The 26,588-nt window shown below is 62.2% G+C and carries 26 protein-coding genes; 13 read left to right on the forward strand and 13 right to left on the reverse strand.

The genetic code is table 11. The features are described 5' to 3' along the window. Positions 1 to 132: 132 nt before the first annotated feature. From GSQ88_RS08310 to GSQ88_RS08340, 7 genes are all read right to left on the reverse strand, one after another. On the reverse strand, positions 133 to 1,374 hold the full coding sequence (locus GSQ88_RS08310) for a c-type cytochrome (protein ID WP_159006987.1): 1,242 nt from the start codon (positions 1,372 to 1,374) through the stop codon (positions 133 to 135). Further along, a complete protein-coding gene (locus GSQ88_RS08315) occupies positions 1,371 to 3,134 on the reverse strand; it encodes a GMC family oxidoreductase (protein ID WP_159006989.1) in 1,764 nt (587 codons plus the stop codon). Before GSQ88_RS08315 ends, GSQ88_RS08310 begins: the two co-directional genes overlap by 4 nt. Beyond that, positions 3,134 to 3,895, reverse strand: a complete 762-nt coding sequence (locus GSQ88_RS08320) for a gluconate 2-dehydrogenase subunit 3 family protein (RefSeq protein ID WP_159006991.1) — start codon at positions 3,893 to 3,895, stop codon at positions 3,134 to 3,136. Before GSQ88_RS08320 ends, GSQ88_RS08315 begins: the two co-directional genes overlap by 1 nt. 168 nt (positions 3,896 to 4,063) lie before the next feature. Next, complete coding sequence (locus GSQ88_RS08325; RefSeq protein ID WP_159006993.1) at positions 4,064 to 4,834, reverse strand: ABC transporter ATP-binding protein; 771 nt, start codon at positions 4,832 to 4,834, stop codon at positions 4,064 to 4,066. Further along, positions 4,831 to 5,646, reverse strand: a complete 816-nt coding sequence (locus tag GSQ88_RS08330) for an ABC transporter permease (protein ID WP_159006995.1) — start codon at positions 5,644 to 5,646, stop codon at positions 4,831 to 4,833. The genes GSQ88_RS08325 and GSQ88_RS08330 overlap by 4 nt, the downstream gene beginning before the upstream one ends. Continuing rightward, complete coding sequence (locus GSQ88_RS08335; protein WP_159006997.1) at positions 5,643 to 6,629, reverse strand: ABC transporter substrate-binding protein; 987 nt, start codon at positions 6,627 to 6,629, stop codon at positions 5,643 to 5,645. The genes GSQ88_RS08330 and GSQ88_RS08335 overlap by 4 nt, the downstream gene beginning before the upstream one ends. A 246-nt stretch (positions 6,630 to 6,875) precedes the next feature. Beyond that, positions 6,876 to 7,805: a LysR substrate-binding domain-containing protein gene (locus GSQ88_RS08340; protein ID WP_159006999.1), complete on the reverse strand. Its 930-nt coding sequence runs from the start codon at positions 7,803 to 7,805 to the stop codon at positions 6,876 to 6,878. A 453-nt stretch (positions 7,806 to 8,258) separates the two neighbouring features. Here GSQ88_RS08340 and GSQ88_RS08345 point away from each other — a divergent pair, with 453 nt between their 5' ends. The 4 genes from GSQ88_RS08345 to GSQ88_RS08360 all read left to right on the forward strand — a co-directional run bounded on the left by GSQ88_RS08345 (position 8,259) and on the right by GSQ88_RS08360 (position 11,670). Continuing rightward, the gene (locus GSQ88_RS08345; RefSeq protein ID WP_159007001.1) at positions 8,259 to 9,401 is read left to right on the forward strand and encodes an FAD-dependent monooxygenase; all 1,143 of its coding nucleotides are present in this window, start codon (positions 8,259 to 8,261) and stop codon (positions 9,399 to 9,401) included. 34 nt (positions 9,402 to 9,435) lie between these two features. Further along, on the forward strand, positions 9,436 to 9,834 hold the full coding sequence (locus tag GSQ88_RS08350) for a carboxymuconolactone decarboxylase family protein (RefSeq protein WP_159007003.1): 399 nt from the start codon (positions 9,436 to 9,438) through the stop codon (positions 9,832 to 9,834). Further along, a complete protein-coding gene (locus GSQ88_RS08355; protein ID WP_159007005.1) occupies positions 9,827 to 10,672 on the forward strand; it encodes an alpha/beta fold hydrolase in 846 nt (281 codons plus the stop codon). The genes GSQ88_RS08350 and GSQ88_RS08355 overlap by 8 nt, the downstream gene beginning before the upstream one ends. A 116-nt stretch (positions 10,673 to 10,788) precedes the next feature. Next, positions 10,789 to 11,670, forward strand: coding sequence for a Bug family tripartite tricarboxylate transporter substrate binding protein (locus tag GSQ88_RS08360; RefSeq protein ID WP_210253771.1), 882 nt, complete (start codon positions 10,789 to 10,791; stop codon positions 11,668 to 11,670). 248 nt (positions 11,671 to 11,918) lie between these two features. On the opposite strand, the gene GSQ88_RS08365 is transcribed toward GSQ88_RS08360, so the two are convergent. Both GSQ88_RS08365 and GSQ88_RS08370 read right to left on the reverse strand, forming a co-directional pair. Continuing rightward, positions 11,919 to 12,812, reverse strand: coding sequence for an amidohydrolase family protein (locus GSQ88_RS08365; protein WP_159007008.1), 894 nt, complete (start codon positions 12,810 to 12,812; stop codon positions 11,919 to 11,921). A gap of 12 nt (positions 12,813 to 12,824) precedes the next feature. Then, positions 12,825 to 13,244, reverse strand: a complete 420-nt coding sequence (locus tag GSQ88_RS08370) for a carboxymuconolactone decarboxylase family protein (RefSeq protein WP_159007010.1) — start codon at positions 13,242 to 13,244, stop codon at positions 12,825 to 12,827. A gap of 154 nt (positions 13,245 to 13,398) precedes the next feature. Between GSQ88_RS08370 and GSQ88_RS08375 the strand changes: the two genes are divergently transcribed. From GSQ88_RS08375 to GSQ88_RS08390, 4 genes are read left to right on the forward strand one after another with little or no spacing between them, the layout of a single operon-like run. Next, the gene (locus GSQ88_RS08375) at positions 13,399 to 14,364 is read left to right on the forward strand and encodes a Bug family tripartite tricarboxylate transporter substrate binding protein (protein ID WP_159007012.1); all 966 of its coding nucleotides are present in this window, start codon (positions 13,399 to 13,401) and stop codon (positions 14,362 to 14,364) included. A 34-nt stretch (positions 14,365 to 14,398) separates the two neighbouring features. Next, positions 14,399 to 15,292, forward strand: coding sequence for an NAD(P)-dependent oxidoreductase (locus GSQ88_RS08380; RefSeq protein ID WP_159007014.1), 894 nt, complete (start codon positions 14,399 to 14,401; stop codon positions 15,290 to 15,292). Continuing rightward, entirely contained in the window at positions 15,289 to 16,263 is a 975-nt protein-coding gene (locus tag GSQ88_RS08385) for a Gfo/Idh/MocA family protein (RefSeq protein ID WP_159007016.1), read from the forward strand. The genes GSQ88_RS08380 and GSQ88_RS08385 overlap by 4 nt, the downstream gene beginning before the upstream one ends. Then, positions 16,253 to 17,008, forward strand: a complete 756-nt coding sequence (locus GSQ88_RS08390; RefSeq protein ID WP_159007018.1) for a GntR family transcriptional regulator — start codon at positions 16,253 to 16,255, stop codon at positions 17,006 to 17,008. Before GSQ88_RS08385 ends, GSQ88_RS08390 begins: the two co-directional genes overlap by 11 nt. A gap of 65 nt (positions 17,009 to 17,073) precedes the next feature. On the opposite strand, the gene GSQ88_RS08395 is transcribed toward GSQ88_RS08390, so the two are convergent. Beyond that, the gene (locus GSQ88_RS08395; RefSeq protein ID WP_159007020.1) at positions 17,074 to 17,778 is read right to left on the reverse strand and encodes an L-2-amino-thiazoline-4-carboxylic acid hydrolase; all 705 of its coding nucleotides are present in this window, start codon (positions 17,776 to 17,778) and stop codon (positions 17,074 to 17,076) included. Positions 17,779 to 17,943: 165 nt separating this feature from the next. Between GSQ88_RS08395 and GSQ88_RS08400 the strand changes: the two genes are divergently transcribed. From GSQ88_RS08400 to GSQ88_RS08410, 3 genes are all read left to right on the forward strand, one after another. Next, complete coding sequence (locus GSQ88_RS08400; protein WP_159007022.1) at positions 17,944 to 18,369, forward strand: GFA family protein; 426 nt, start codon at positions 17,944 to 17,946, stop codon at positions 18,367 to 18,369. Between the two features lie 141 nt (positions 18,370 to 18,510). Beyond that, positions 18,511 to 19,080 carry a methylated-DNA--[protein]-cysteine S-methyltransferase gene (locus tag GSQ88_RS08405; RefSeq protein WP_174247955.1) on the forward strand — a complete coding sequence of 190 codons (570 nt, stop codon included), beginning with the start codon at positions 18,511 to 18,513 and terminating at the stop codon, positions 19,078 to 19,080. A 313-nt stretch (positions 19,081 to 19,393) separates the two neighbouring features. Beyond that, positions 19,394 to 20,407: an NHL repeat-containing protein gene (locus GSQ88_RS08410; RefSeq protein WP_246735131.1), complete on the forward strand. Its 1,014-nt coding sequence runs from the start codon at positions 19,394 to 19,396 to the stop codon at positions 20,405 to 20,407. A 278-nt stretch (positions 20,408 to 20,685) separates the two neighbouring features. On the opposite strand, the gene GSQ88_RS08415 is transcribed toward GSQ88_RS08410, so the two are convergent. After that, positions 20,686 to 21,786, reverse strand: a complete 1,101-nt coding sequence (locus GSQ88_RS08415) for an amidohydrolase family protein (protein ID WP_159007023.1) — start codon at positions 21,784 to 21,786, stop codon at positions 20,686 to 20,688. A 332-nt stretch (positions 21,787 to 22,118) separates the two neighbouring features. On the opposite strand from GSQ88_RS08415, the gene GSQ88_RS08420 reads away from it, so the two are divergent. Beyond that, on the forward strand, positions 22,119 to 24,200 hold the full coding sequence (locus GSQ88_RS08420) for a methyl-accepting chemotaxis protein (protein WP_159007025.1): 2,082 nt from the start codon (positions 22,119 to 22,121) through the stop codon (positions 24,198 to 24,200). Between the two features lie 110 nt (positions 24,201 to 24,310). Next, complete coding sequence (locus tag GSQ88_RS08425) at positions 24,311 to 24,997, forward strand: GntR family transcriptional regulator (protein WP_159007027.1); 687 nt, start codon at positions 24,311 to 24,313, stop codon at positions 24,995 to 24,997. 12 nt (positions 24,998 to 25,009) lie between these two features. Here GSQ88_RS08425 and GSQ88_RS08430 read toward each other — a convergent pair whose 3' ends face one another. After that, positions 25,010 to 26,122, reverse strand: a complete 1,113-nt coding sequence (locus tag GSQ88_RS08430; protein ID WP_159007029.1) for a Zn-dependent alcohol dehydrogenase — start codon at positions 26,120 to 26,122, stop codon at positions 25,010 to 25,012. Next, positions 26,122 to 26,430, reverse strand: a complete 309-nt coding sequence (locus GSQ88_RS08435) for a DUF6166 domain-containing protein (protein WP_159007031.1) — start codon at positions 26,428 to 26,430, stop codon at positions 26,122 to 26,124. The genes GSQ88_RS08430 and GSQ88_RS08435 overlap by 1 nt, the downstream gene beginning before the upstream one ends. Between the last annotated feature and the right edge of the window lie 158 nt (positions 26,431 to 26,588).

Here is a 26,588-nt window from a genome sequence, read left to right on the forward strand (position 1 = left end):
AGCCCGGTATCAGCCTCGAGCAGTTCGGGCAGCGTCTCGAAGACAGCGGTGATCGAGGAATCCGCGGGTTGCGTCATGATTTCCTTGCCGGATGGTTCGGCCGATGCATCGGCCATAACCCACCCCTGAATATTACTGCGCAGCGGAACGTTCAACCGGCCCGGCGACATGGCTCCGCAAGGTCTTGACCAACTCCGCATCAACCGGTGACGCCGTGTTGCCCCAGCTGTTTCTGATATAGGTGACGACCGCGGCCACCTGATCGTCGTCAAGACGGTAGCCGAAAGACGGCATCGCGGGCGAGGTCGGAAACACATCGGTGCCGGCACCTCTGACACCCGTCAGAACGATCCGAACCAACGTCGTTGGATCGCTCTGCCTGACAATGGCATTGTCAGCGAGACGGGGAAACAGGTGTTCGATGCCCGCGCCGTTGCGGGTATGGCAGGCCGAACAGGTGTCGACGAAGATGGCTTCCCCGACCTGCATGCGAGGATCGGATGCCGGAACAGCCGCAGGCACAGGCACGCCCGCCGCGCCGCGTTCTTTCAGGTAGACCGCGATCGCCCTCAAATCCGCCTCCGGCATCTTCGAGGTCGAATGCTCGACGACATCTCTCATCGGACCGCTCGCGGTCGTGGTCCGGGTCTGACCGTTTTTGAGATACTGGACGACTTCATCCACCGACCATTTGCCGAGACCCGACTGCTGATCGTTGGTGATGTCAGGCGCGGTCCATTCGTCGATCCGGTTGCCCTGCAGAAACTGGTCGGCCTTGTTCGCCCCGAAGGCGTTCAGCGGCGTATGGCACGCGCCGCAATGGCCGAGCCACTCCACCAGATAGGCGCCGCGATTGAATTCCGGGGAATGCTGCGGATCAGGCACGAACGGGCCCGGTTTGAAGAACAGCGAATTCCATCCGATCATCAGCGCGCGAACGCTGAACGGAAATGGCAGCGTCCTGCGGTTGACGGCGTTGGTGACCGGGGCGAGCGTTTTGAGATAGTCAAAGATCGCATCGGTATCTTCGCGCGTCACCTTGGTAAAATAAGGATACGGAAACGCCGGATAGAGGTAGGCGCCGTTCCGTCCCCGCCCCTCATGCATCGCGCGCGCGAACTCCACCTTGGTCCAGCGCCCGATCCCGCTCGCATCGTCGGGCGTGATGTTCGGCGTCATGATCACGCCGAACGGCGTCGCCAGCGCCAGCCCGCCGGCCAGCGGCGCTCCTCCCGGCGCGGTGTGGCAGGCCACGCAATCGCCGGCGATCGCGAGCGCGCGGCCTCGCCGGGCGATCACATAATTGTCCGGATCGGCCTTCGCGCCGCCGATGGCCGCCAGCGCGGCGAACAGGATCGCGCTGCGCCACCTCATAGCTGCACCAGCGGGCCGGGCGATTTGAGATATTTCTTGATCGCATCGAGCGACCAATAGGTTAGCGCGCCGACCGTGCCGGTCGGGTTGTAGCCGGCATTTTGCGGAAACGCCGACGCGCCCATCACGAACACATTCGACACGTCCCAGGACTGCAAATAGCGGTTCAACACGCTGGTTTTGGGATCGCTGCCCATCACCGCGCCACCGGTATTATGCGTCGACTGATAGGGCACCACCGACCATGGGCCGACCAGGCGATTGACCTGCGTCGTCTTCGCGCCCATCGCCTTGGCGATTTCATCGCAGCGATCGGCCATCCAGTTCGCCATCTTGCGCTCGTTATCCTGATAATCGAACGTCATGCGCATCAGGGGGCGGCCGAGCGGATCCTTGTAGGTCGGATCGAGGTCCAGATAATTATTGCGGTAGCTCATCACGCTACCCTGAGCGCTAACGCTGGTGACACGCTGGTAGGTATCGCGGACCGCCTTCTTCCACTGGCTGCCCCAATTCGGCGTGCCCTGTGGCGTCGGGTGAAACTGAATCGGGCGCCCGTTGGTATGAGCGCTGGTGATCGATGCACCGCCGACGAAGCCATGCGGTCCATGATCGAAATTGTCGCTGTTGTAATCATCCGCGGCGACGCCGAGCGATCCCGCCGCGGCGAACGAATTGAATTTGGCATCTTCGAAGAACGCGGTCGAGCCGGAGCCGGTTTGATAGGCGTAATTGCGGCCGACGACGCCTTCATTGCTCGCGGGATCGTAGGGTTTTCCGATGCCCGACAGCAGCAGCAGGCGCACGTTGAACAGCGCGTAGGCGCAGACCAGCACGACATCCGCCGGTTGCTCCCATTCCTCGCCAGCGGCATCGACATAGCTGACGCCGGTGGCGGTCTTGCCGTCGCCGGACAGGTTCACCTTCGTCACTTCGCATTCGGTGCGCGCCTCGAAGGTCGGCTGTCGCACCAGCACCGGCAAGACGCAGGTCTGCGGCGATGCCTTGGAGTAATTGGCGCAGCCGAACCGCTCGCAAAAACCGCAATAGGTACAGGGCGCCATACTGCAACCATAAGGATTGGTGTAGGCCACCGAGATGTTGGCGGACGGCCGCGGGAACGGATGAAGGCCGAGACCGGACGCCGCCTTCGTGAACAAATTCTGGGCGTAGCCTTGCTGCATCGGCGGCGTCGGATAATCCCGCTCACGCACCCCTTCGAACGGATTGCCGCCGGGCTGAATCCGCCCCTTGACGTTGCCGGCCTTGCCGGAGATGCCCGCGAGATATTCGAACTTGTCGTAATACGGCTCAAGTTCATCGTAGCTAACCGGCCAATCCTGGATGTGATGGTTCTCGGGAAAAATCCCCTCGCCGTATCGCTCCAGCATGTGGCTGCGAATGCGAAAATCATCGGGGAGAAAACGCCAGGTCTGGCCGTTCCAATGGACGCCCGCACCGCCCACGCCATTGCCAGGCAGGAAACTGCCCCATTTGCGGATCGGCAACGCCGTCTGCGACGGGTTGTTGCGCATGGTGAGCGTTTCCTGCTTCGGACGCAGGAAGATATCGTGGCGCACGGCGTAGCGCAGTTCGTCCGGCGCGGTGCCGATATTGAAATCGGTCGCGGTATCGCGCCAGGGGCCGCGCTCGATCGCGACCACCTCCAGGCCGGTGCGCGACAGTTCATAGGCCAGGATCGATCCGGTCCAGCCGAGACCGACGATGACGACATCCTTGCGCGGCAGGCGGCGGACCATCAGCGTGGTCCCCACGCCGAGCGACCCTGCATGCCGACCGGCGGCAGCGTGTAGGCCTGATTGGGCTTCTCGATCACGTCGCGATAATCGTAACGGACGCCGGGGAAGCCGACGAGTTTCCAGCCAGCCATGTCGCGATTGCCGCCATAAATCGGATCGGCGAAATAGCCTTCCAGTGTGTTGGCGTGGATCGCCGAAAACAGCATCTTGCTGCTGAAATTCGGCAGCGTGACGTCGCCCTTCTCCATGCCGGTCAGCAGTTTGTCCTGCTCATCGGCGTTCAACTGAACGAAATCGCGACCACCAAAGCTGGTCTTGCAATACGATTCCAGCGCCGCCAGCCCCTGGCGATATTGTTGCCGCGGGGTCAGCGACGACTGCAAACCCTGGCTCGGCAACGGAGCCGCGGCAAACGGGCCCTGCATATAAAGCCAGTCATGGCCGCCAAAGGGACCCATCAACTGCCGGTCGATAAAGGTGGTGACGCCGGCATCCTTGGCGCCGGGGCCGAGTTCATCGGTCGGAATCAGCCGGTCGACGATGGCATCGACGGCAGCGGCTTCTGCCGCGCTGAAGAAGAGATAGCCGCCCGGCTTCACGGGCACCACGGGATAGGCTTCGTTCGGATCCCACGGCAGAACTTTCGTCACCACACGGGCGCGCGCGCCGCCGGTCGTAATCAGGAGAGCCGCACTTGCCAGCAGGCTTCGGCGGGTGAGATGACCGGGGTGCCTCGGCGAACCACTGCCCGAATGCTTCATTGATACCCCCAAAACCCTTTTTGAAGTCGATTTCTCAAGCCCGACTCCCGGCAGTCTGCACCTTTCTTGCCTGGATGTCAGCGGGGTGACAATCGGCGGCTGGATTTTCTTGTGGGTGCCGCTCGCAAACTTCGCTCAATGACATAACGCGTCGAGAGCGTACCGGCCTCAGGCCGCCAGCACCTCGCCGATCCGGCTGCGGATGAGCTCGCGCTGCTGCTGATCGGTCGCGGTGTCGAAACTGACGTCATAGGCGATCATCGCCGGGCGCTTCAGCACCACGATGCGGTCGCCGATCTCCAGCGCTTCACTGATCGAATGGGTGATGAACACCGCGGTCTTGCCATTCTCCTTCACCAGCCGGACGAATTCGGCGCGCAGGCGCCCGGCGGTCGATTCATCGAGCGCGGAGAACGGCTCGTCGCAGAGCATGATATTGGCGTTGGTCGCAAAGGCGCGGGCGATCGAGACGCGCTGACGCATGCCGCCGGACAGCGCATGCGGATAATCATTCTCGTGTCCGCCGAGCCCGAGCTTGGTCAGCCAGTGTTGCGCCGCGGCCCGCCGCTCCGCCACCGGCGTATCGAGCATCTCGAGGCCGAGTTCGACGTTCTGGATCGCGCTGCGCCACGGCAGCAGCCGGTCGCTCTGGAACACGATCGCCATCTTGCCGCGAAACGAATCGAAATCCGCGAACGGATCGCGGCCGTCGACACGCACGGTGCCGGTGGTCGGCTCGGTCAGCCCCGCGATCATGTTGAAGATCGTCGACTTGCCGCAGCCGGTCTTGCCGAGGATCGCGAGCATCTGGCCGGGGCGAACATCGAGATTGATATTGTCGACGGCACGATACGCGCCACTGCTGCCCGGCTTGCCGAACACCTTCGAGACGTGATCGAGGTGGATCGCCGCGTCGTTCGGCGTGACGATGTCCCTCATATCACGCGCTCCGACACCGCGCGGTAACGGAACGCGGTATTCTCGATCAAGGTCAGGATGCCCTGCACGATCAGCACAAAGAACACCAGTTGCAGCGTCCAGGCCAGCGCGCCGGCCATGTCGAACAATTGCTGTTGCTGCAACAATTCATAGCCGACGCCGCCGGTGGCGCCGACCAGTTCGGCGACCACCACCACGCGCGAGGCGTTGCCGAGATTGACCTTCCAGGCGGTCAGGATGTCCGGCAGGATCGCCGGCGCGATCATCACCCGAAACAGTTTCATGCGCGTCGGCCGGAAGCTGAACACCATCTCCATCAAATCCCGCGACATCGCGCGCAGCGCGCCGAGCACCTGAAAGGTAAACGACGGCAATGTCGTCATCACCATGATGAAGAAGATGCGAAACTCGACGCCATGAAACCAGATGATGGCGAACACCACCCAGGACAGCGCGGGAATGCCCTGGAACAACGACAGGATCGGCGACAGGAACCGGTCGATGGCGCGCGAGCGCACCATCAGCAACGCCAGCAATCCGCCGACGATGAAGGCGCCGGCAAGCCCCGCCAGAATACGAAACACCGTCGCCAGCACGTCGGCGAACATCGATCCGGTCGAGAAGATGTCGATGCAGCGCCAGAACACGTCGATCAGCGACGGAAACAGGAAGCGCGGAAAAAACAGCGAGGCGAACTGCCAGAGCGCGATCACCACGGCAAAGGGCAACACCGACATCCCCAGCCGCTTGGCCATGCCCAGCACATTGTCTGCCAGCGACGGCGTCGCGGCCTGCGGCATGGCGTCGCTCATTGCCCGGGCGCCTGATAGATGGTCGAGGCCGCCGGATCCGACGGCAGGAAGGCGATGGATTTCCCGGCGGCGTACACCGAATTGATTTCCTTGCGCACGTCGGAGGCCCATTTCACATTCATGCCGAGCCGGTCATTGGCGCGCACCAGATCCGCGATCGCCTTCTGGTCATCCGGCGTCCCCTTCGGCGCGATCAGCTTGGACGCCTCGTCCGGGTGCGCGGTGACCCACTCGGCGGCTTCCTTGTAGGCCGCGTATAATTTCGGGATCAGTGTCGGGTTCTTTTCCGCCCAATCGAGATGGGCTGCGACGCCGAGGTAGGGGATGTTGTGGCTGCCGGTGAATTTCATCCAACTGTCGGCGATGCCGATATCGACCGTCCGCATCTCGCTCTTTTTCGACAGCAGCGTCGTATAAGCGGGCTCCCAGAGTTGCACCGCCGCCGCGCGATCGGCCATCGCGTAGCCGATCAATCCCGGGGTCGCCGTGTTGATCACCGAGAACTTCGCGGTATCGGCGCCGAGCTGCCGGGCGAACCAGTCGAACATCACGTAATTGGTGGTGCCCTTGGCCGCGGCGAGGTCCTTGCCCTCGATATCCTTCAAGGTCTTGATCTCGGGCCGCGACGTCACCACGGCTCCCCAATAGTCGAACAGATTGAACAGATACGTCACCTTGACGCCACGGGTATCGGCAAGGCCGACCGTCAGCAGCGAGGCGCTGCCGCCAAGCTCGAATTCACCGGAATTGAATTGCGCGGTATAGGCGTCGGGCGTGCGCTCCGCGAAGGTGATCGCCAGGCCGTTCTTCTCGTCGAGCTTGAACGCCTTGATCACCGGCGGCAGGAACGCACCGAGCGACGGCGGGCCGAACACCACGATCGACAGCTTTTCCGGCGCTTGCGCGACCGCCAAATTTGCGAATGCGAACCCGGAAAGCAACGCGATCATTGCCAGTTTGCGCGTTGCCAGTTTGCGGCCCATCGATGAAGTCCCCTCGAACTCGCCTTACCTTACGCAGTTCTTGCCCTACGCAGTTATCGGTTGGGCGGCCTTGCCTGCAAACGACTAATCCTGACCGAGCGTGAGTTTATCTCAACCGAGCCGCTTTTTTAAGCGTTCGCGGCTCTATAGCGTTTTCAAGCGAAGTGGATGCCGGTTCGCGTCAAGAAAACGCGTCAAAACAAGAATCTAGAGCCCAGTTCTGATTTAATCAGAACCGAACAGGCTCTAGAACTTCCACCCCATCGACTGCGCCCACGCCTTGGTCACTTGCTCGGTCTCGCGGCCGGCCTCCGTCAACCATGCGCAAAAATCCGCAATCGCGCTCCAGTCCTTTACGTCATCGCGAAACAAGGCGCTGTAGGACCTTTTGCGGATGCCGAGCGAGCCAAAGGGGACACAGAGCCGCTTGTCGACCAACTCGTCGATCACCAGGAACAGCGGATACAATCCGACCCCCATCCGCTCCTGTGTCGCCTGCAGCGCGAAATACATCTGCTCGAACCGCAACTTCCTCTGGTTGCTCGACATCTCGCCGCCGGCGGACAACAGCCATTGCTTCCAGTCATAGGGTTCGGTCAGATAGGTGATCAGCGTATGGTTGGTGAGATCGGCCGGCGTTCGCAACTGCCCCTGTTCCAACAGCTCGACATGACAGACCGGCGCGATCAATTCGGTCATGAAATGGATCGATTGCCAGCCCGGCATCGCCGGCTGTTCACCCCGGATCGCGACATCCGAGCCAAGATCGTTGGCATTGACCGGGCCGAGCGAGGTGGTGAGGCGCAACTCGACGTCGGGTCGTTTGCGCTGAAACGAGGAAATGCGGCCAAGCAGCCAACGCATCGTAAAGGTCGGCGGCGCATTGACCCGCAATACCGCCGGCGCGACGTGCTGCTGCATGTCCATCGAGGCCAGCGCCAGCCGATCGAGGATGGCGGTCACTTCGCGAAAATAGATCTGCCCGGCATCGGTCAGGCTGAGTTGCGACGGCGCCCGGCGAAACAGTTTGACGCCGAACCAGTCCTCCAGCAGCGCGACCTGCCGGCTCACCGCGCCGTGCGTGACATGCAGCTCTTCGGCGGCGTTGGTGAAGCTGACGTGGCGCGCCGCCGCTTCGAAGGTCCGGACGGCATTGAGCGGCGGCAATTTTCTCACGCCCTATCCCGCCTCCGGCCCTGTTGCAATTCGCGCCAGCCGATCGTTCCGATGCGACGGTTACGCCTGATTTTGACGGCTCAAGTTAGTGGCGAGGGCGTCGAACGGCAACCCCATAAAACTGTCGGGCCGTGAGTTTTAATCACACGGCAGGCGCCCAATCGTTACGCGCGGGCCGGAAGACGTGACGCGCCGGTCACGATGGCGGCTTCGCTGCGGTGAATAATGCCGTAATCCAAGGCTCGTTCGGCTCAAGGATCCGGATTCAGGGCCTCGAAGAATATTGAAGCATCGCCCCGAGTGATCCCAGTTCACGGAAACGGCGGAAAGAAACTCACGCCCGGTCAGGATTACTCGTTTGCGAAGGCGAGCGCCCATGGCCGATAGTCATGGCAGGCCGTGAGGCAACGCGTTTCATCAAACCGTACCAAGCAATTCGACGGGGTAATATTCATGACAAAACTTTCCGTGGCCATCATCGGGGCTGGAATGGGAGGGCTTGCCACTGCCGCGGCCCTGCATCGCGCCGGCATTAAAGCCGATGTCTACGAACAGGCGTCGAAATTTACCCGGCTGGGAGCCGGCATCCAGATCGGCTGCAACGCCATGAAGACGTTGCGCGGCCTCGGGCTGGAAGGCGCGATGCGCGCGCAATCGTTTTACCCCCGTTCATGGAACAACAAGGAATACGACACTGGAGAGATTCGTTTCGACATGATTTTTGGTGAGGCGGCGGAAGCGAAGTATGGCGCGCCTTATCTGCTCGGACATCGCGGCGATTTACACTCAGCGCTCGCCAGCGCCGTTCCCGACGAGGCGATCCATCTCGACCACAGACTGGTCGGCTTCGAACAGAAGGCGGATGGTGGCGTCAGTTTGACTTTCGCGAACGGCAACAAGGTGGAAGCCGACGCGATGGTTTCCTCGGACGGCGTGCATTCCTTCGTCAAGGATAGTTTGTTCGGCAAGGACGATGCCAATTTTACGGGCCGTATCGCCTACCGAACGGTGTTTCCGGCTTCCCTGCTGGGCGGCTATCCCATCGACGACTGCACCAAATGGTGGGGGCCGGATCGCCATATCGTGATCTATTACGTCAAGCCGGACCGCAGCGAAATCTACTTCGTGACCAGCCAGCCCGAACCCAATTTCACGGTCGAATCGTGGTCGGCGATGGGCGACGTCAACGAGCTGCGCAAGGATTTCGCAGCGTTCCATCCGCAGGTTCGCCATGTCCTGGCCTCCTGCCCGTCGGTGCATAAATGGGCGCTGTTCGATCGCGATCCGCTGCCGCGCTGGAGCGACGGCAACGTCACGCTGCTCGGCGACGCCTGCCACCCGATGACGCCCTACATGGCGCAGGGCGCCGCGATGGCGATGGAGGACGGGGCGGTGCTGTCGCGCTGCCTCGTCGGCGTCGAACGCGACGGCGTTTCCGATGCCTTCCGCCGCTTCGAGGCGACACGCAAGCCGCGAACCTCGCGCATGCAACTGAGCTCACGCACCAATACCTGGCTGAAAAATCCGACCGATCCGGATTGGGTCTATGGCCACGACGCATGGAACGCGCCGCTCGCCGAGCTCGAAACGGCCTGACCGCCGGCCTGTGTCCGACACTGGAGAAAACTCGATGAGCAAAAGCAAGCCACGCAGTGAAAAATTCGAACGCGGACTGAAGACCCGACGCGGCGTGCTGGGCGACAGCTATGTGGATCGTTCGCTGGCAGCGGCCGACGACTTCAACTGGCCGATGCAGCAACTCGCCACCGAATATTGCTGGGACGAGATATGGAACAGGCCTGACCTCGACCGTCGAAGCCGAAGCCTGCTCAATCTCGGCATGATCGCCGCGCTCAACCGTCCGCACGAATTCAAGATCCACGTTCGCGGCGCGCTCAACAACGGCATCACCAAAGCCGAGCTGCGCGAGGTTTTCCTGCAGATCGCGGTCTATTGCGGCGTGCCGGCAGGCCTCGACAGTTTTCGCAATGCGAAGGAAGTTTTCACGGAGATGGGTATCAGTGACTGACGCTTCCCTGATCGAGACCAGCGAATGGCCGGGCTTCGAGCGCCGTAGTGTGCAAACTGCGACGGGACCGCTCAGCCTTCGCCTCGGCAACGCGGCCGGCACCGAAACCGTGCTGTTCAACCATTCCATCCTGACCGGGAGCGCGATCTGGCATCGCCAGGCTCGCCGTCTCGTCGCTGACGGCTGGCGCGTGATCTGCCTCGATACCCGTGGACATGGCCGCTCGGCGGCGTCTCCTGCGCCCTACACCATGGACGATCTGGTTGCCGACAACATCGTGGTGCTCGATGCGCTCGGCATCGCGAAGGCGCATTATGTCGGGGTCTCGCAGGGCGGAATGACCGGGTTTGGTCTCGGGATTCAACATGCCGGCCGTATCGCGAGCCTTTGTATCGTTGCCGCCCGCGCCGACGCGCCGCCACCATTCGCCGCGGCCTGGGATGACCGCATCGCTCTCGTCCGCGCCAAGGGGATCGATGCCCTCGCGGGGCCGACCGCCGAGCGGTGGTTCGGCAACGACTTCCTGACGGGCCATCCCGCGGTCGCAGCCGAGCTGCTCGCCTGCATTCGCCAGACATCGGCCGAAGGGTTTGTCGGTTGCGCGGAAGCGATCAAGGGATTGAACTATCTCGACGGCGTTTCCGCGATTACAAGTCCGGTGTCGCTTGTCATCGGCTCTCGCGACGAGGCCCTGCTCGAACCGATGCGGCACCTTGGGAAGCTATTGCCGCACAGCGCCTACACGGAAATCGACGGCGCCGGGCATCTTCCTCAGATCGATCGTCCGGCGGAGTTCGATCAGGTTTTGTTTGAACATTTACGGCGCGTTGCCAGATGAATTCAAGCGTGGTTCGTTACCGAGTATCGCTTGCGCGCGCCGCGTTGCTTGTTGCTTTCCACCTCGGTCTCGTTGCAACGGCACATGCCGCCGATTGGCCCACCCATCCGCTGACCATGATCAATCCGTTCGCCGCGGGCGGCCCCAACGATGTGGTGGCGCGGCTGTTCGCGCAGCGGATGGGCGAAGTGCTGGGTCAGCCGATCATCGTGGAAAACATCGGCGGCGCCGGCGGCATGAACGGCGCCGACCGGGTCGCGAAGGCTGCCCCCGATGGCTACACCTTCCTGCAAGGCACGGTCGGCACGCAGGCCCAGAACCAGACGCTGTTCAAAAAACCCGCATACAATTCAACGACCGACTTCGCGCCGGTGGCGTTAATCCTGGAAGCGCCGCTGGTGCTGATCGCCCGCAAGGACCTTCCGGTCAACGACATGAAGCAATTCGTCGCCTACGCCAAAGCCCACAAGGACAGCATGCAATTCGCTTCCGCCGGCACCGGTTCGGCGATCCATCTGGGCTGCGCGCTGGTTAACCTAGTCACCGGGCTCGACGTGGTCCATGTGCCGTTTCGCGGCGCCAACCCCGCGATGCAGGACCTGATCGGCGGCCGTGTCGATTACCTCTGCGATATCATCACCAGCGCAAAACCGCAGATCGACGCCGGGTCCGTCAAGCCAATCGCGGTCCTGACCAAAGAACGCTCCGCGGCGCTGCCCGATGTTCCCACCGCCATCGAGCAGGGCTTTGACGTCGAAGCCTATACCTGGAACGCCTTCTTCCTGCCCAAGGGCACGCCCGAGCCGATCGTGCAAAAATTGCGGCAAGCGACGCTGGCGGCGATGAAGACCCCTGCGGTGCGCGAGAAACTCGAGGCCGCCGGCCTGCAATTGGTCGCGGACGACCGCACGACGCCGGAGTATCTCGCATCCTTCGTCCAGAGCGAAATCGTCAAATGGGCCGCCCCGATCAAGGCCAGCGGCGCGTCGTCGGAATGAGCGGCCGCTTTTGAGACCACGGCACCCCTTCGAGACGGCGCGCTTCGCGGCCTCCTCGGGATGACGGAAGCAAGCAATTCGTCATCCCCGGGACGAACGCCGAGCGTTCGCCCGCGAGGTGCGCGCACTTTCTTGCGCGCCTCGAAGGATGGCCGCAAGCGCGACACTGAACACCATCCTTCGAGACGGCCGCGATGCGGCCTCCTCAGGATGACGTCGGCGATTGCTTCATCGGAACGGAAAAGGCGCTACCCGATCCGGTACAGGCGGGCCGCGGTGTCGTGCAGGATCGCGGCCTGGTCGCGATCGCTCAAATCGGCGATTGCGCTTCGAAATGTCCGGTACAGTGTCTTGTAGTCGGTCCAGAGCTTCTCGATCGGAAAATTGCTGCCAAAAAAACATCGATCGGCGCCGAACAGCGCCACGGTCTCCGTGACGATGAATTTCATCAGGTCCTCGCGGCAGGCATGGACGAAGGTGCCGAGCCCCGAAAGCTTGACGTTCACGTTCGGACAGTCCGCCAGGGATTTCAATCCCTCGCGCCACACCTGCAATCCGCCCGGCGACATATCTTCCAGCATGCCTGCGTGCTCGAGCACGAAGACCGTCGCCGGAAACGATTTCGCCAGCCGGGCACCATCCGCCATCTGGTCCGCAAAAATCTGGATCTCGAACAGCAACCCGTGATCCCCCAGCATCGCGAGGCCACGCCGCCATTCGGCGCCGTTCATCACCTCGGGGCCTGGCGCAAACGAATATTGCGGATTGCGGTGCCAGTGCAATTGCTGCCGGATTCCGCGCGTCGCGGTCAGCTTTGCCAGACGCGCGATCAGCAAACCGGCATCGGCGTCGGCGAGATCGGCGTGAGCGACATTGGCATGCGGCCAACCGGTCTCATCCGAGACCGATTGGACCCATCGCGCCTCGTCATAGCTTTGCCCGGCGGGCCAGTTGGTCTGGATGTAGATCGATTTGACGATATCGCAGCCGGCGATATCGCCGCGATATTCCTCGATCGTATAGTCGCGGCAGATCGGCTGATAGGGCCCGAAGATGCGCGGCACCTGCGGTCCCGATAACCACGGCAGATCGTTCAACCGCCAAATATGATGGTGGGCGTCGATGGTCGGAACGGGCTTCATCGCTTGTTCCGCTCAGGCTTTCGCAGCATCGGACGAAACGTCGCCGGACGAGACAGCATCCTTGCCGAAAATCTCCGCGGCAATCCGGTTGGTTTCGATCGCGGCCGGAATCCCGCAATACATCGCGACCAGCAGCAGCACGTCCTGCACCTGCGCCTGCGTACATCCGTTGGCCAGCGCACCCTTGGCATGCACCGCGAATTCGGCGGGCTTGTGGCTCGCCGCGGTGATGCCGAGCATCACCAGGCTGCGGACGGCGTCGGAAAGCCCGTTGCGCTCCCAGACGTCGCCATACACATAGGCGTTGATGATGTTCTGCAGCGGCGCGCCGAATTCGCCGGATGCCGCCATCCGTTTCTCGACGTCGGCCTCGCCAAACATCTTTTTGCGGCGGCGCAGACCGCGTGCGTATAGATCAGTTGTATCGGTCATCTCGACCTCGTCTGGCGTTGGGTAGGTGGATACGAGTTTATACGAACAACTTTAGAAGAGCTCAATTGTAAAAATCAGGCTATTTATGCCATCTCTTGCTTTCCCTGGTCATTTGTCCGTATAAACTTTTGACCATCATGGGAGGAGAACATCGATGATTTCGCGATGGCGTTTGCTCGCCGGCCTGTTGCTGCTTGGCTGCGCGGTCTCCCCCGGCGTCAGGGCCGCTGACGACTATCCCAGCCGGCAAATCAAGATCGTGGTGCCGTTCCCCGCCGGCGCCGGTCCGGACCAGGTCGCGCGGATGCTGGGCCAGCATCTTCAGGAGGTGTTTCACCAGACCGTGCTGATCGAGAACCGCGCCGGCGCGCTCGGCACGATCGGCGCCGTGGAGGTCGCGCACAGTGCTCCCGACGGTTACACGCTGCTGATGGGCACCAACACGACCCAGGCCAGCAATGTCTCGATGATGAAGGATCTTCCCTACGATCCGATCAAGGATTTCTCGCCGATCATCCGGACCACCACCACCGCCACGGTGCTGCTGGTCAAGCCGGACTTCCCCGCCAAGGATCTCGCCGAGTTCCTCAGCTACGCCCGCGCCCACCCCAATTTGACCGCAGGCTATGGCTCGGGCGCGTCGCAGATCTGCATCGGGCAGTTGCAATCGCGCGGCGGCCTGACGGTGATCGCGGCGTCCTATCGCGGGGTGCCGCAAGCGGTCACCGACGTGATGGCCGGCGCCATCAACCTCACTTTTGCCGACCTGTCGCTGTCGATCCCGCAGATCAAGGGCGGCACGCTGCGCGGCATCGGCGTCAGTTCGCCGAAGCGCAGTGAGCTGGCACCCGATTTGCCCGCGCTTGCCGAGGCGATGCCGGGCTTTGAAGCGACGATCTGGTATGGATTGCTCGCGCCCGCCAAGACGCCGGACGCGATCGTCGACAAGCTCTATGCGGAGAGCGAGAAATTCCTTTCGCTGCCGGCCACCAGGGAAAAGCTCGCCGATGTCGGCGTGGTCGTCGCGACAATGCCGCCCAAGGAATTCGGCAGCTTCATTGCAAGCGAAATCGTCCGCTGGACCGCGGACGCCAAAGCTGCCGGCATCGAGCCGCAGTAAAAACGGAAACGCAGAGCGGGATATGGATCGGCAGATGACATCTCCTGCGCCAGTCGGAATGATCGGGCTCGGTTTGATGGGGAGCGCGCTGTCCGCGCGCCTGATCGATGCCGGGATTGCCGTGACCGGATTCGATATCGACGCCGGCAGGTGCAAGGCGTTGAAGGCGATCGGCGGCGGGCTCGCGATTTCCGCCCTCGAACTGGCGGCGCAATGCCGGACCATCGTCATTGCGGTCTATAGTGCCGAACAGATCGAATCGCTGCTCGCCGAACTGGAGCGAAGCGAAAAACTGGCGGATACCATTTTGATCTGCACCACCACCTGCGCGCCGGAAGAGATCGTCCGGATCGCAAAACGCGCCGATGGCGCCGGCCTGTCGCTGGTGGAGGCGCCGATATCGGGCACCAGCGCGCAAGCGCGCGACGGCTCGGCCATGGCGCTGATCGCGGGCCCGCCGGAGGCCATCGCGGCCGTGGCCGCCCTGTTCGATATTCTCTGTCCGCAACGGGTAAACGTCGGAAAGATCGGTGACGCCAGCCGGACCAAGCTCGCGATCAACCTGATTTTGCAAAACAACCGCGCGGCACTGGCGGAGGGCATCGCCTTCGCCGAGGGTCTGGGCCTGGACCCAGCGGTCTTTCTCGCTACCGCGCGAAAGTCCGCAGCCTATTCAGGGGTCATGGACACCAAGGGCGACAAGATGGTGAAGCGGGATTTCACGCCGCAATCGCATATGTCGCAGACCTTAAAGGACACCGAGCTCATTCTCGCCGAGGCCAGCCGCCGCAACCTGTTCGTGCCCATGACATTGACCCAGGCCACCCTGCTTCGCACCGCCATCGCGCTGGAAGGGCCGGACAGCGATAGCTCTGCTATCATCGAAGCCGTCCGGCCGTCACGTAGCAGGCCCGAGGATTCCAAATGATCAATTGCGCCATTATCGGTCTCGGGCGCTGGGGCCGCAACCTTGTCGAGGCCGCGCACGGCCATGGCCGGCTGAAGATGACCCGGGCGGTCGAGACCGACCTCGACCGCGCGCGCGGCTTTTGCGCCGAATATCAACTCGATCTGACCGACGATCTCGGCGCCGTGCTGGCAGATCCCGCGATCGATGCCGTCCTGCTGGCGACGCCGCATTCCCTGCATATGGCCCAGGTGATCGCCTGTGCAGCCGCGCGCAAACAGGTGTTCTGCGAGAAGCCGCTGGCGCTGCACCGCGCCGATGCGATGCGGATGTTCAAGGCCTGCCGCGACGCAAATGTCGTGCTCGCGGTCGGGCACAATCGCCGGTTCTGGCCTTCGATGCAGGCGCTGCGCGACATCGTCGCCAGCGGCGAACTCGGAACCATCCTTCACGTCGAGGGCCACAACAGCAACGAAAACTCCGAGAAGATCACCGAGGGCTGGCGGCTGTCGCCGGAGGAGTCGCCCGGCGGCGGACTGACAGGAGCCGGGCTGCATGTGCTCGACGGCTTTGTCAGTATGCTGGGACCGGTCCGCCAAGTCTACGCGCGCTTCAGTTCGCGTGAGCCCGGTCCACCGCCGCGGGATAGTTCCGTGCTCGCGATCGATTTTGCCAGCGGCGTCACCGGCACGCTAGCGACCGTGCGAGCGACGCCATTCTATTGGAGAGTTCATGTGTTCGGCACCAAAGGCTCGGCCGAAGTGCTCGATGAGGCCACGCTGGTGCTGCGTACATCCGGCATTCCCCCGCAGACAATCACCTATCCCGCCATCGACGTACTCGCGGCCGAACTGGACGCCTTCGCGGACGCAATCGAGGGCAAGCGCGCGTTCCCGGCGCGCGAGGTCGAAGTGCTCGCAACCCTGTCGGCGTTCGAGGCAGCGCTGCAATCGATGGCATCAGGGCATCCGGTGGCCTGCGATGGCGGATAACACCCGCAAACAAAAGCCGTCGCGCTACCGCGATATCGCCGCCCGGCTGCAAAAGGAAATCCGGCTCGGCAAATATCCGATCGGAAATCTGCTGCCGACCGAAACCGAATTGATGGCGCAGTGCTCGGCCAGTCGCCAGACCGTTCGCGAGGCGCTGCGGATCCTGATGGATCAGGGCCTGATCGTCCGGCGCGCCGGGCTGGGCTCGGTGATCATCGCGACCGAACCGCCTGTCTTGTTCACCCACAGCGTCAAATCGCTTGGCGAGTGGCTCAGATATTCCAACGAGACCTATCGCGACCTCGTCGATAGCCGCGAGATCACCGCGACCGGCAAACTGGCCGCGCTGCTGAAATGCGAACCCGGCAAGCACTGGTTCCTGATCGAGGCTATCCGCCGCGCCGATCAATTCGCCGATCCGCTTGGCTGGGTCGAAATCTACGTGCTGCGAAAATTCGCCGGCGTGGTGAAGCGCAGCGATCACGGCCGCACGCCGGTGCACGAGCAGATCGCCAAGATGTTCGGCCAGACCACCGAATATGCCCAAATGGAGATTTTCGCGCGCGCGATGCCCGCGGCCCTGGCGAGGACGTTGCGGGTCAAGCCGGGCTCTCCCGCTCTGACCGTGGTGCGGCGCTATTACGGCGTGCGGGAAGAACTGTTCGAAGTCACCGTCACCACGCATCCGGAAGGGCGATATACCTATTCGATGGACATGCAGCGCTCGCTGCGGCCACGGGTGTAGAGTTTGGACTCAACCCGGCCCGAGGACAGCGCTCCGCTTCCGGCCCCAAGGAGTCCATCTCAGCCTCATGGCACAGAGTCGGGTGGCACCACATGGTCCGACGGGAGCCGCGAGAATCGGAAATCGCAGTGGCTCGCGCCGCCGGCCAAGGTTTGTGTCCTTTCCAGGTGGATGCCTCGCGTTGCATAGGCGTCGAAATCAAGCCCACAAATGTTCGGCAAGATTTCTTTATCTCCGTGGCGAGCCGCGAATTTGCAAAAGCCGCAAGCTTTGTAGTTGATGCCGAATTCAAAATTGTCACCCGGGCCCGGCTCGACGAAATCGTAGACGAAATCTTCCGAAAACTCTTGTCGATGGCTTTTTGTCGCCTGCTCGCGCAGCAAAGTCTGATTCTCTGACGACATGAATTGACGCCCCGAGGCGAGGCGTTCCGCTTCGGGCACGGTGAGCAATTGCGCCTTGTAGGTTTCTCGCTCGATTTCCCCGATCACGGACAGCGACACGCCGTGTCGCCGGAGCACTCGGCTGATGGCCATAAAGCCCATGAGACGCATGAAGAAATCGCTCATACGACTTGCCGCGCCTCCGACATAGGGCATTTGGGTGAGCACGATTTCGAATTCGTCCATCACCTCCTGCCCAATCCCATCCATATTGGATAGATGCGCGCGCTCGCGCAACATCGCTTCGGCTAAGTCGAGGCGATGGCGCATGGCAGCCTCCATGGCACCGCGATGCGACTCGTAAAAGGGATGGATGATCTCAGCCATTGGACACCTCTCTAACACAATTAGCCTGGTTCACACAGGGCACCGTTCAAGTTTGCAGAGCCTTCACGCGAATTTTTCTCACCTGATGCGTGATTTTTTTTGGATTGTGCGGCTCAAATTCCAGGGGTACGCGTGGAAGCGATCTTAACAGGAGACGCAGGCAACATGGTGAGCGACATCAACGTTCAAGCTGGCCAGTGCCATTGCGGCGCGGTGCGTTTCGAGGCGTCGCTCAGCGACGGCTTCAATTCGATCCGCCGCTGCACCTGCTCCTACTGCCGGATGCGAGGCGCCGTCGTTGTCATGGCGGAGATGGGTGGGGTCAAGTTGCTGCGGGGCGAGGATGCGCTAACAAGCTACCGCTTTCATACCGGATCAGCGCAGCACTTCTTCTGTTCTCGCTGCGGAATATACACACATCATCAACGGCGGTCTAACCAGGACCTGTATGCCGTCAACGTGGCTTGCCTGGACGGGGTAAGCCCATTCGATTTCTCCGAGGTGCCTGTCATGGATGGCGTCAATCACACGAGCGACACCGGCAGGCCAACGCGTCGAGCAGGCACCCTCCGCTTCATCCCGACTGACTAACGATCGCTGCCGGCCAACGACCGCCACCTCCCCCGAAAACGCTATGGCCGCGCTCGCCGTCATGTCAGGTTTCGGGTGGCGAAAACTCGCCTGGAAGCCCAGATTGGTGGCATGAAAACAACGGCCGCCTGGAGGGTTGTCATGAACGAGATCAAATATTTCTACAAGATCATCAAGTCGCCGGTCGGCAAGCTCAAGCTGGTCGCCACCGAAAAAGGACTGACCGCGATTCTGTGGGAGAAGGACGATCCGCGCCGCGTTCCGCTGGGCCCGATGAAAGCCGATCCGGACAACCGGTTCCTGAAACAGACCGAGAAGCAACTGACCGGCTATTTCAGCGGCCAATTGAAGAAGTTCACGGTGCCGCTGGATTTCAAGGGAACCGATTTCCAGAAAAGCGTCTGGGCGGCGTTGCTGACCATTCCGTTTGGTGAAACCCGCAGCTATGGCGACATCGCCAGACAAATCGGCCGGCCGCAGGCATCCCGCGCCGTCGGTGCGGCGAACGGCCGCAATCCGATCTCGATCATCGCCCCGTGCCATCGCGTGCTTGGCAGCAACGGCAAGTTGACCGGATTCGCGGGCGGACTCGAAGCCAAGGATCAGCTTTTGAAGCTGGAAGGCCGCGATCCCCTGCTCGGCCTCGCCGGCCAAGGCTTACGACAAGGCGCGCGAAAGGAACAAAACCAATCGAGATGGATCGCGCAGTAGCAGCGATCGTTCTCTTTGAATCAAACGCAACAGAAAAATTCTACCGAGTGCGCTTTCAAGTACGGTTGAACGGCGCGGTTCCCGCAAGCGAGCCTGCGCCGGGCGCCATGCCATCGCCGCGCGCGGATCGACCGATATCGCTTTCAAGCCGTCGCATGCTGACTTAGGATGAGTGGATCGGGCTCCTGCTGGCCGCGCTCGATGGATCGCGGCCCCTCGCTCGCGTTATCGCAACGCAGCGAACCGATGGCTGGTGATGATCGGCCCCTGAGCTGTTGTTTCCTTCAACTCATGTCGATCAGGAATCTCAACCATGAATCAAAAATATAGCGCTGCCACGAGCACGCGTACCTTGGGAGAACCGTTCAAGAACCGCCGCGCGCGTGCGCTCGGCACCACCGGATTGTTATTGATGCTTGGCATCGCCACCGGCGGCGTAGCCTCCGCCCAGAGCGCGACCGCCCCTGTTCCCGACAAAAGCTTTCCGGAAAGCCTGACGTCGACCAAGGACGGCACGCTCTATGCGGGGAGTTTTAATCTTGGCGGCGTGGTCAAGGTCACGCCCGGCGGCAAGCCGGAACAATTCATCAAGCCCGGCGCCAATGACAGCCGCTCGGTGCTCGGCGTCCTCGCCGACGAAAAGAGCGGCACCTTGTATGTCTGCTCCAACGACATCACCGGCTTCGGCGTTCCCGGCCCGGGCGACGCCAAGGGCACCTGGCTGAAGACCTTCGACCTCGCCACCGGCGCACCGAAGGGCAGCTTTGCGTTCAAGGATCCAAAATCGCTCTGCAACGATATCGCCATCGGCAGCGACGGCACCGCCTATATCAGCGACTCCTTGAATCCGGTTGTCTACAGCCTAAAACCGGGCGGCACTGCGCTCGAAGCGTGGTCGACCGACCCGGCGTTGACGCCGGCCAAGGATGGCGTCGGCCTCGACGGCATCGCGGTCGGTTCCGACGGCAATCTTTATGTCACGACCTTTATCCCGGCCAAGTTGTTCAGGATCTCGGTCAAGGACGGCAAGGCCGGCGCGGTCACCGAATTGAAACCGTCCCGCGCCATCGACCATGCGGATGCGATGCGCGCATTCGGCGACAGCTTTCTGCTGATCGAAGGCGCCGGCAGGCTGGACAAGGTCACCGTCAAGGGCGACGAGGCCACGATCGAAACCATCAAGGACGGTTTGACCGAACCGGTCTCGGTGACGCAGGTCGGCAATACCGGCTGGGTGGCCGAAGGCAAGCTGTCCTACATCATCGGCGACAACAAGGGGAAGGACCCGGGCCCGTTCGAGCTCAAGCCGGTCGCGCTGCCGAAGTAAGACCAACAGATTTAGATCAGGCGACAAGACCGGCCGACATTGCGCGAGAACGCAACGATCGGCCGGTCGATTTACGCGAACGAACCGCTGGTGAGCCAGTGCTCGTGCTGACTATGAGAGATTCATGAGTCGTCCGTTGCCCATGCTTCGAGACGCTCGCGATGCTCGCTCCTCAGCATGAGGTTTGTTGTGCTTCGACTCGTTACACCTCATCCTGAGGAGGTCGCGAAGCGGCCGTCTCGAAGGATGGGCCGCAATACCGATTTGTAATTCCGGTGCTAGGTCTCGATATTGAACAGCTTTGCCGCGGTACGGCCGAGGATATCGGCTTTCTCGTCTTCGCTGAGCGACGTGCAGGCGAAAATGTGAGCGACCGGCTCGAGCTGCCAGGGATACGGATAGTCGCTGCCCATTATGAGCTGGCCGGCGCCGACTTGCGTCGCCAGATGGCGGATCGCTTCCGGGGTGAAGACCAGTGAATCGAAATAGATCTGCTTGAGATATTCCGTGGGCTGTTTCTTCAACTTGATATCGGGATTGCAACCGCCGGGGTTGACCAGACAGGCGTGATCGGAGCGGTCGGCGTAGGACGGCAGAAAACCCCCGCCATGCGCGGCGATCACTTTCAGCTTCGGAAAGCGATCAAACGTGCCCTCAAAAATCAGATGCGAGAGTGCGATCGTCGTCTCTACCGGATACGAAACCGCATTGGCGAGCCAGCCATTGCCAGCGACGAGCTTGTTGAGTTCGGGGACGCCCTGCGGATGAATGAACAGCGGCGCGCCGAGTTCTTCCGCCTTGGCCCACACCGGATTGAATTTCGGGTCGGAGAACGCCACACCGTTGACGTTGCCGCCAATCGCGGCCCCCTTCAATCCCTGCTTTTTCACCGCGGTTTCGAGTTCCTGCACCGCCAGATCGGGCGCCTGTAGTGTCAGCGAGGCAAAGCCTGCGAAGCGGTCGGATTTCGAAGCGCAGAGTTCGGCGAGCTTCTCGTTCTGGAGCTTGACCACCTGTCCCGCCAAATCGCGGTCGCGGTCGTACCAGTTGGGGTTGATCGACAGCACTTCCATGTCGACCGCCTGGGCGTCCATCGCCGCGAACCGCTTGTCGATGTCGATCACGGCCTCGTCGTTGCCTCTGACCGTTACCGGCGGGATCGGGCCGAGCAGCTTGCTGGCCTCCGGGATCGAGCAATGGGCATGCACGTCAATGGTCTTGACCCGCTTGCCGCCGACCATCACGGGCAGCTTCTGCCGCGACGGCCCTTGGGCGGATCCTTGCGCGTGGGCGCTTTGCAGCAGGCCGCAACTGCAAAAAACGATGCCGGTGGCCACCGCGGCGGTGCCTGTTTTCAGAAAATCACGGCGCGTGGTCATGATGGGCTTCTCCCTGTTCGCTGATCCTGGCTGCCCACCAGGTCATGCTGTGTTTTTGTTTTGGAATTTCCGCCGTAGCCGGCGGATGGCCAGATCCGATAGGCAGCCTATGACATTCGGCAAGCCGGCAGCAACCGGCCGTCGGCGCGTAGGCGGTCACGAGATTGTTGCTTGCGGGGCTTCTCGGCTTCGCGATGCCGCGCAATAGCCGACGCCGCCCACCGATGGGCCCGATCTGCCCGCCAAATGCCCAAACATTAATGAGCGGTTAGGACAGCACCTTTATCTTGGGTTGTAGTCTCATTGTCCCCCTGCATTCGACTGGCATTCCCATGAAAATCGGCTCCTTGCTGACGACCGTTATCCTCTCGCTGTCGGCCGTCGGCGGCGGCCTGGCGGTTTACGTGGCCGCCACCAAACACGATTCGATGAACAGGCTTGCCGAAGCGCAGCAGCGGCTGGAAATCGTCCGGGCCGTCGGCGACATTCCGCGCTATCTCAATCCGGAACGCGGCTTTGCGACCAACATCCTGTTCGGGCCGGCGGTGATCGAGCAGAAGCAACGCAGCGACCTCGGCAACTACCGCAAGCAGACCGACGGCGCCGTTGAAAAGATGGATCAAATCAGGAAGACTTCGGCCGATGCGCTCGACGACGGTCAGGCCATCGTTGCCAGGATCGGCGAACTCAAGACGCAATTCGATGCGCTTCGCAGCGCGATCGACAAGGCCATCGACGGCCCGGCCGAAGCCCGCCGCGACGCCGCCAAGAAGATCGTCGCCGACAATGCCGTCTTCAACACCAACGTCACCACCTTGCTCAATGAGCAGGTCCGCAGGATGGCGATCCTGAACGGCGATGCCTACCGGCAATCGAACTACGCCAATGTCGCCTGGACCTTGCGCGACATCGGCGGCCTCAACGCCAGCCTGCACAAAAGTCTCGTCGGCGCCAGGCGGGTGGCGACCGAGGCGGAGCGGTTGGAACTCAGCCGCTCGCAAGGGCGGAGCGATCAGATCCTGATCGCGCTGACGGAATTGCGCGGCAACCCTTCCACCCCGAAGAATGTCGAGGCCGCACTCGTCGGCATGCAGGAAGCCTATGTCGACCGTTTCGGCCAGGAATTGAAGCTGGCCAAGGCCGGCGCCGCCAGCGGCCAATACGAGCATGATGTCGATACGTTCTTCGTCGAATCGCAGCGCGGGCTTGCCGCCATCATCACCGTGCGCGAGGCCTTTTACGACAATGCCGGAGAAATCCTGACTGCTGCCTATTCCAACGCGCGTTTCAGCTTCCTGATCGCGCTGGCTGGCCTTGTTGCCGTGGTTGCCGCGAGCGCCGGCCTTGTCGTGATGGTGCGCCGCCGGGTCTGCCGGCCGATCGTCGATATCACCGCCTCGATGTCGCGGCTGGCGGCCGGCGACATGGCCGGAGAAATTCCGGCCAGCGACCGCCAAGACGAAATCGGCGCCATGGCAGCCGCCGTCCAGGTATTCAAGGACAACATGATCAAGGCCGAGCGGCTGTCGGCGGAACAGTCGGCCGAGAACGACATCAAGATGCGCCGCGCGCGAGCGCTCGATGAATTAACCAGGTCGTTCGAGTCCAAGGTCAGCGAACTCGTGAGCGGCCTGTCGTCATCGTCGTCGATGATGGAGCAGACCGCGCGCTCGATGTCGTCGACCGCTGATGTCACCGACCGTCAGGCCGGCGTCGTTGCCAGCGCGTCCCGGCAGACCACCAGCAATGTGCAGACGGTTGCGAGTGCCACCGAGGAATTGACCTCCTCGATCAGCGAAATCAGCCGCCAGGTGGCGCAATCCGCCCAGATCTCGGCGCGCGCCGTCGACAATGCGCGGCGCACCGGCGATATCGCGCAGTCGCTCGCCGCCGGCGCGCAGAAGATCGGCGACGTCGTGACACTGATCCAGAACATTGCCGCTCAAACCAACCTGCTAGCCCTCAATGCGACCATCGAGGCCGCGCGCGCCGGCGAAGCCGGCAAGGGCTTTGCGGTGGTCGCCTCCGAAGTCAAATCGCTGGCCGGCCAGACCGCGAAGGCCACCACCGAGATCTCCGAGCAGGTCGCCGCGATTCAGGGTGCCAGCGACGAAACACTGGTCGCGATCAAGAACGTCATCGAGGTCATCACCGAGATCGATCAAATCGGCGGCGCGATTGCCTCGGCGATCAATGAACAGGGTTCCGCGACCAGGGAAATCGCCCGCAACATCCAGCAGGCCGCGAACGGCACCCAGGATGTCGCCTCGAACATCTCGGGCGTCCAGCAGGCCGCAACCGACGCCGGCGCCGCGGCGACCCAGGTGCTGGGTGCGGCGGAGCATTTGTCGCAGCAGTCAAACGAGCTGGCCGGCCAGGTCAATCGCTTCCTTGCCGACGTCAGGGCGGCGTAAACCGCCGCCATACCGGCTCGCTTGCCTCTGATATATGACCAATATACGCTTGGGATGGGTTCATGGAACCCTGATCTGCGACGCTCGACGACGACGGTTTGCGAGGAACATTGACGCCAAAAACTCCGTCAAAGCGCCCGGCGCGGGCCGGCAAGGTCAAGGACGGCACGCTGACGGACCGCGCCTATCGCGAACTCGAGGAAATGATCGTCACGCTGCAATTGTCACCCGGCACCGTGCTGTCGGAGCAGGCGCTGGCGGTTCGCCTCAAGATCGGCCGCACCCCGATCCGCGAGGCCTTGCAGCGGCTGGCCCGCGATGGCCTCGTGGTGATCATGCCCCGGCGCGGCATCATGGTGTCCGAGATCAATCTGCGACTGCAACTGCGGTTGCTCGAGGTGCGGCGCGAACTGGAGCGCCTGATGGCAAGCCTCGCCGCCGAGCGCGCCACGCCGGAGGAACGCCGCGAATTCGCCGAGATGGCGCAAGCGATGCTCGCCGCGGCAGCCAAGGCCGACGACCTCGCCTTCATGCGGCTCGATCAGCGTTTCAACATCCTGATCGCGGAAGCCGCGCGCAACGAATTCGCCCGGCGATCGATGGGGTTGATGAACGCACTGTCGCGCCGGTTCTGGTATCAGCACTATCAGGAAGTCGCCGACTTGCCGCTGGCGGCCAAGCTTCATGCCGCCGTCGCCGAAGCGGTGTCGCAAAAGAAAGCCAAGGCGGCCGCGACCGCGTCAGACCGGCTGATCGACTATATCGAGGATTTTGCGCGCAAGACGCTCGATACCTAGAGCAACGCCACCTTAATCGAACATGACGACGCTGCGAATGGTCTCGCCGCGCTTCAGCGCAGCAAAGCCGTCGTTGATCTCATCAAGGCCGATCCGGCGCGAGATCAAATCGTCGAGCAGCAGCGATCCCTCCAGATAGGCCCGCGCCAGCAGCGGGAAATCGCGCCGCGGGCGCGTGTTGCCGTAGCTGACGCGTCGGATGCGCTTCTCCTGCATCAACGAGCCCCAACGAAACGATGCGTCCTGGTTGACGTCGATCTTGCCGAGCCAGATCACCTGGCCACCCGGCCGCACCGCTTCGGTGGAGGTGCGAAACGCCACAGGGCTACCGGCGGATTCAATCACGACGTCGGCGCCACGACCACCGGTCTCGCGTTTGGCGATGGCGACCGCATCCTCTTTCGAGGCGTCGATGCCCAGGGTCGCGCCGACTTTCGCCGCCAATGTCAATTTCGCCGGCGCAACATCGACCGCGATGATCTGGCCGGCGCCGGCGAGCCGGGCGCCCTGCACCGCCGCAAGGCCGACCGCGCCGCAGCCGATCACCATCACGGTATCGCCATGCGCGATGGCGCCGAGATTGAGCGCAGCCCCGACGCCGGTCATCACGCCGCAGCCGATCAGGCAGGCGCGGTCGAATGGAATTTCTTGGGGCACGATGATGGCCTGCTGGTCGGCCACGATGCAATACTCGCCGAACGAGCCGAGATACATCAACTGCTTGAGTTCGCTGCCATCGGCGAGCACGGCGCGGCTCTCGCCGTCGAACGAGAGAGCCTGCGGTCCATTGCCGAGATATTCCTCGCACAGGATCGGCGAGTCGCGATCGCAATAGAAACAATGCCCGCAATGCGGATTCCACGACAGCACGACGTGATCGCCGACCTTGACGCCGCGCGCGGCAGGCCCGATTTGTTCGACGACCCCGGCGGCTTCATGTCCGAGTACGATCGGCATCGGATAGCGCAACCCGCCTTCGATCACTTCCAGATCGGTGTGACACAATCCGGTGGCGCGGATCCGCACCAGCACGTCGGACGGTTTCAACGCCGTGGCAGTGACGGCTTCGATCGACAACGGCGTTTGCGGCGCGCGCAGAACCGCCGCGCGGTATCGCAGCGGCATCAGATCGTCGCCTGCCCGGCCAGCGCGGTCACGGCCAGATCGAGGTCGGATGATGTCATCTCCCACTCGTTGCCGAAATTCGCCACGACGGATTTCATGAAGGGCTCGACCATGGATTTGGCGGCGTTGGCGTCGCCGAGATGATCGACCAGCAGCGCCAGCGCGAGCTGACGCGGTTCCGGTCCTTCATAGCTCCATTCGAAACCGTTTTTGCTGAATTCCATCACGTTGACGCAGGGATCAAGCGCCGCGCCGTCCACCGTCACCTTGACCCCGTCAATGGTCCGGTCTCCCACATAGGTCTTCATCCCGCCTCCCGATTTTGCCGCACCCAATATGTCCGCGCCGACGCAAACAGTACCGCGCCGTCCGCCGGCAGGTAAACCCGGCCGGACCGACCCGGCGGCAAAACCAGATGTAAAAAGCCCTGGCCCCGCCGCAAAAGCCCTTTGCCGCACTAATAGAT

This window comes from Bradyrhizobium sp. S69 (assembly GCF_009766005.1).
Lineage (GTDB): Bacteria > Pseudomonadota > Alphaproteobacteria > Rhizobiales > Xanthobacteraceae > Bradyrhizobium.